Below are 1,672 nucleotides of genomic sequence, written 5' to 3' on the forward strand. Positions count from 1 at the left end.
ATGCGGTCGAGCATCCGATCTACGACATCTGGCTGACCGACTGCAAAAGCCCCACGATCGCAGCCGAACGACCGGCCGAGCCGCCGGCCCCGGCCGCGCGCGCGCAACAGACCGCGCAGCCCAAGCAGCAGCAGCAGCAACGCCGCACCACGTCGCCGCAGCAATTGTCGCCGCAGACGCTCCCGCCGCCGTTCCGGTGATCCTAGCCCTAGATCTGCCAATCCGATTCCGCTCATCCCCGCGAAAGCGGGGACCCAGGACGGGACATCGAGAGCGAGTGGCCCTTGGGTTCCCGCTTGCGCGGGAAGGAGCGGTTGTGGGTGTCGCCCGCGTACTAGGGTCTGTACCTAATTAGCGAGTTCTGATTCCCTCGTTCCGAATGATTCGGGGCGGGGAGGCTTTGATGCGAGCAGGATTGTTCTGGCTGAACGACAGACAGTGGGCGTGCATGGCGCCGCAACTGCCGACCAACCTGACCGGCCCCGAGCGTGAGGATGATCGGCGCATTATCAGCGGCATCGTACACATGCTCCAGTGCGGCGCGCGCTGGCGCGATTGCCCGCCCGAATATGGCCCGTACACGACCATCTACAATCGCTTCAATCGCTGGGCCAAGCGCGGACGTTGGCAGGCTATTTTCGAGGCGCTGGCCAACTGCGGAAAGGACAGCGTGACCCTGTCGATCGACTCCACCTCGATCAAGGCGCATCGCTCGGCCAGCGGCGGAAAAGGGGGGAGCATGAACAGGCGATCGGTCGCTCGCGCGGCGGACGCACCACAAAAATCCACGCGCTGAGCGATGCTGATTGCAGACCCTGCGCATTTCATCTCACTCCGGGCCAGGAGGCCGACATCACCGCCGCGCCGGCGCTGTTAATGCTCGCTCCGCCGATGCGCGCCCTCATCGCCGACAAGGGGTACGACGGCGACGACTTCCGCGCTGACATCGTCCACCGCGGCGCCAAACCAGTCATTCCGAACAAGTCCAACAGGGTAGCCCTCCATCGTTTCAGCAAACGAGCCTACAAAGGCCGCAATGTTATCGAGCGCTGCTTCTGTCGACTGAAAGACTTCAGGCGCATCGCCACCCGTTACGATAAGCTCGCCCGAAACTTCCTCGCCGCCGTCCAACTCGCCGCCCTCGTGGCCTACTGGATCAATTGAGTCCTGACCCTAGAAATGCCATATTTGCTAGTGGTCCTTTGATTCTGACATTTGCTACGAGCCTGCCGACAAGGGATGCAAATGTCAGAATCGGACCACTAGGCGCGGCCATAAAACGTAAATAAGACCAGAAAACGTAACAAGAAACGTAAGCGTACCAGGAAACGTGCCGAACTGGAGGCGAAAGGCCTCGGCACTGGGCGGCAAGCAGCGAATTTGGTGGATTGCCGAGCTTCGACCAAAGGTGCTGCGCCGACAGTCAGTGGCAAAGGTGTTCACATCCAGGTGCACAGGACACTCGCGTGGCGCGCGAGACGCCCGCGATCAGAGGGAGAAACCACCATGCCTGCTGGCACATCGATCGCGCGCTTGCAATTGCGCACACTGCTGGCGGCGGCACTGCTGATGGCGATCAGCGGCGCGGCTGCGGCGCAAGACTCGAAATATCCGGATATGAAAGGACAGTGGCGGCGCACCACGAGCGAACGCGGCGGACTTCTGGCCGGCG

General features: G+C 62.1%; 1 protein-coding gene and 2 pseudogenes. All 3 read left to right on the forward strand.

All coding sequences use genetic code 11. The features are described from left to right. Window positions 1-200 (forward strand): annotated as a pseudogene (locus VGP39_RS20825) (DUF2155 domain-containing protein); the annotation flags it as partial. 248 nt (window positions 201-448) lie between these two features. Then, window positions 449-580 (forward strand): annotated as a pseudogene (locus VGP39_RS20830) (transposase); the annotation flags it as partial. Then, window positions 535-1,164, forward strand: coding sequence for an IS5 family transposase (locus VGP39_RS20835; RefSeq protein ID WP_327569986.1), 630 nt, complete (start codon window positions 535-537; stop codon window positions 1,162-1,164). The pseudogene VGP39_RS20830 and the gene VGP39_RS20835, both read left to right, overlap by 46 nt. Window positions 1,165-1,672: the final 508 nt, after the last annotated feature.

Origin of the sequence: Bradyrhizobium sp. (genome assembly GCF_036009065.1) — a bacterium.
In the GTDB taxonomy this organism is placed as follows: domain Bacteria; phylum Pseudomonadota; class Alphaproteobacteria; order Rhizobiales; family Xanthobacteraceae; genus Bradyrhizobium.